3 protein-coding genes are annotated in these 3,387 nt (G+C 48.1%); 1 reads left to right on the top strand and 2 read right to left on the bottom strand.

Annotated features, from left to right (window positions below; genetic code table 11):
- Positions 1–385 precede the first annotated feature (385 nt).
- Positions 386–1,477, top strand: coding sequence for a YadA C-terminal domain-containing protein (locus NNN64_RS22615; protein WP_271442858.1), 1,092 nt, complete (start codon positions 386–388; stop codon positions 1,475–1,477).
- Between the two features lie 146 nt (positions 1,478–1,623).
- Here NNN64_RS22615 and NNN64_RS22610 read toward each other — a convergent pair whose 3' ends face one another.
- Both NNN64_RS22610 and NNN64_RS22605 read right to left on the bottom strand, forming a co-directional pair.
- Entirely contained in the window at positions 1,624–2,934 is a 1,311-nt protein-coding gene (locus NNN64_RS22610; protein WP_271442857.1) for a Y-family DNA polymerase, read from the bottom strand.
- The gene (locus NNN64_RS22605) at positions 2,934–3,353 is read right to left on the bottom strand and encodes a translesion error-prone DNA polymerase V autoproteolytic subunit (RefSeq protein WP_271442856.1); all 420 of its coding nucleotides are present in this window, start codon (positions 3,351–3,353) and stop codon (positions 2,934–2,936) included. The genes NNN64_RS22610 and NNN64_RS22605 overlap by 1 nt, the downstream gene beginning before the upstream one ends.
- Between the last annotated feature and the right edge of the window lie 34 nt (positions 3,354–3,387).

The raw sequence follows: 3,387 nt of genomic DNA, 5'->3' as shown, positions 1-3,387 counted from the left end.
CTAATAAGCAACCCTATGTATCGCATAACAATAATAACCAGTGAAACATTTAACCATCGAATAACTATCAATGGCCTGCCAGGTGTCAAGGTATCCACCGCCCTTGGTCACCTCACGTCAAAGGAATCATAACCAGCTGATGTGAAAGAAAAGTAAACTGCAAAGTCGAGATGATAAAACCGTTTTCACTACGCAGCGGTCTATTTCAGCGCATCAGCTTTAATAATAAAAACACTGCATATGGCATCTGTTGAAAATGCCACTTTCATTCACAGGACAAGAAAACATCAAAAAACCAAATCATATTCTTTCTAATTTTATTTACTTTGAAGTTCAAACGGTGCTCAACGCAATCTTAAACACTTATATATTAATGATGACATGTATGAAAACCAACTTAATTACTGCTTTTATTCTTTCTTCTCTGCTATTGTCTGGAATTTCCGAAGCGGCTATCGGCACGACAACAAATGGTGTCACTACCTTCACCAAAACGCCTAACCCTGTCGGTACCATTACTATTGTGGGCATTGATGGCTCAACTTACGATTTGGAAAACCTTCACGGTGCTATTGCGGATCTTTCAACAAATAAAGCCGATGTCACTCAGGCAAACAGCATTGCTGCCATAGCAAATACCAACCAACAGGCCATCACTCAACTCCAGCAGTCACAAGCTAATTTTGTCGATAAGCCAACTTATAATACGGATAAAACCGCTCAGGCAGCAGTTGACCTACAACAGGGTAACGATATCGCACAAGCCATGCAAAGTGCAGGAAATGCACAGAAAACGGCAGACAACAACACTAACGCGCTCAAAAACAAGGTTGATACCACTGCCTTTAGTACCGATCAGCAGCGTCAGGATGGTGAATTACAGAAAGAAATCACCGATCGTACAGATGCGGATAACCAGCTCAGAACGGCAATCGGCACCAAAGCTGACGCAGCCCAGGTTGCCACTAACAAACAGGCCATCACAGATGAAGTGAAGACAGAAGCAACGCATTACCAGACGCTGACAGCAGGCCTGTCCCAAAAAGTTGCAGCCTCGTCGTTCGCTCAACGCTCGGCATCCGTCGATAAGTATCTGGCTGACGCCGCTGCTGAACGTGCAGCGACCAACGCGACGGTTGCGAAACATACCGACGAACTGGCCAATCATGAGCAACGCATCGAAACACTGGAGCAGAACACCAACGCTAACTTCGGTCAGTTGAAAAATGAAGTGGATCAGAACCGTAAACGCGCGTCCGCTGGCATCGCAGGTGTCGCAGCAATGGCGAATATACCCCAGGTTATTGAGTCTCAACACTTCAACGTCGGTGCGGGTGTCGGTACGACGGATGGCGAAACAGCTTTGGCTGTCGGTTTCTCTGCCCGGGCATCAGAGCACGTTGTCGTTAAAGCGTCCGTTTCCAACGATACACAGCATAACTTTGTGGTTGGCGGTGGCATGTCTTATGGCTGGTAAGGAATAAGCCGTGGTCTGAACGCGAACTTATGGCGGCCACTGTTGGTATCAACCACCACAGTATCTGAAGGAATTATCAGGTAAATAACGGGTAATAGCATGAAAAAGGCAGGATATGTATCTTGCTTTTTCATGCTACCGAAATGTCAGAGACACGCAATCGTAGATGTGGCATTACACCGCTGGAGATCCCCCACCCGCAGTAAATCACTGTATCTCGTCGTATAACGAGGTGAGAGCATGTCTCGTTTCATTGCCCATGGTTGCTGTATCCCTTGTCCGGCAAACCAGAGCGTCCCTTTACCATTTTTAGCATTAAGCGTATCCAGAACCGTCATAAGTTTGTCGCTATTATGCCGCGGGACGTTTTCATCAAAAAGATTGAGCTGTGCCACACCGGAACTGAAAAAATCCCCTAACATCACACCTGCTTTTTGATAATGCCGCCCCTCTCGCCAGATGGCGTCAAGGCAACTCGTCGCCGCACCAATAATATCCCGGCTGTCCTGGGTTGGTGTCAGTAGTTTTACCGACGCGTTGTTACCATAATAAGGTTCGTTATGGGCAAATGGACTGGTTTTAATAAACGTAGAAATGAAGCAGCAGAACTGATGCTCTCCGCGCAACTTCTCCGCTGCACGTGAAGCATAGGTGCAGATCGCCTCCCGCATGGCATGGTAGTCCGTGAGCCGTTCACCAAACGATCTTGAGCAGATGATTTCCTGCTTAACCGGCGCAAACTCCTCCAGCGCCAGGCACGATTCGCCGCGCAATTCCCGCACGGTTCTTTCCAGCACAACGCTGAAATGTTTGCGGATAAAGCGAATATCGGTTTCGGCCAGGTCGCAAACCGTTTTAATGCCCATTGCATCCAGTTTCTTACCGATACGGCGGCCAATGCCCCAGACTTCATCTACCGGAACGGCGGCCATCAGTTTACGTTGGCGCTCGCTATTCGATAAGTCGACCACGCTGCCAGTCTGGTCCTGCCACTTTTTAGCCGCATAGTTTGCCAACTTAGCCAGTGTTTTGGTCTGGGCAATACCGACACCCACTTTAAGATGCGTTTTCTGCAAAATAGTGTCCCTCATCTCGCGACCAAAATCAGTAAGATCTCTGCAGTTCCTCACCCCCGTCAAGTCACAGAACGCTTCATCAATACTATATCTTTCCACGCGCGGAGAGAGTTCCTCCAGGATGGACATGACTCTGCTGCTCATATCCGCATACAGCTCGTAATTTGAACTAAAGCACGTCACGCCGTAACGGCGAAACAGATCTTTTTGTTTGAAGTACGGCGCCCCCATTTGGATACCCAGTTTTTTGGCCTCCGCGCTGCAGGCAATAACACAGCCATCGTTATTTGAGAGAACCACAACCGGTTTATCACAGAGATCAGGCCGGAAAACGGTCTCACAGCTAGCGTAAAACGAATTGACATCACAGAGCGCAAACATCAGCGGAGAGCCTTCACGGCATAGGTAACGACACCGAATACATTCAGTGATTCTTCACGGCTGATAACGATCGGTGCATAAGCGCTGTTCATTGGAACGAGCTGTACCGTTGGATGAAGCTGCAGCCGCTTAACCGTGAACTCGCCATCAACGGCAGCGATAATAATATCGCCATGTACCGCCGTCAGCGAACTGTCAACAACCAGCAAATCGCCATCATCGATCCCCCCCTCAATCATTGAATCCCCCGCGGCTTTCACGAAGTACGTGGCACTGGGATGCTGAACTAGTAATTCATTCAAATCGATGCCCCGCTCGACATAATCCGCAGCCGGGCTGGGAAACCCGCACTGAACAAGGTCACTAAACAAGGGGATTGTATTGATTTCGCGGAGATCCGCTGGCTTGAGAAACAACATAATGACTCATCCAATATTAACTGTATTTATATAC

Source organism: Citrobacter sp. Igbk 14, assembly GCF_028069825.1.
Taxonomy (GTDB): domain Bacteria; phylum Pseudomonadota; class Gammaproteobacteria; order Enterobacterales; family Enterobacteriaceae; genus Citrobacter.
Note: the sequence above shows the minus strand (reverse complement) of the source record. Positions and strands in the feature narration are given on the sequence as shown.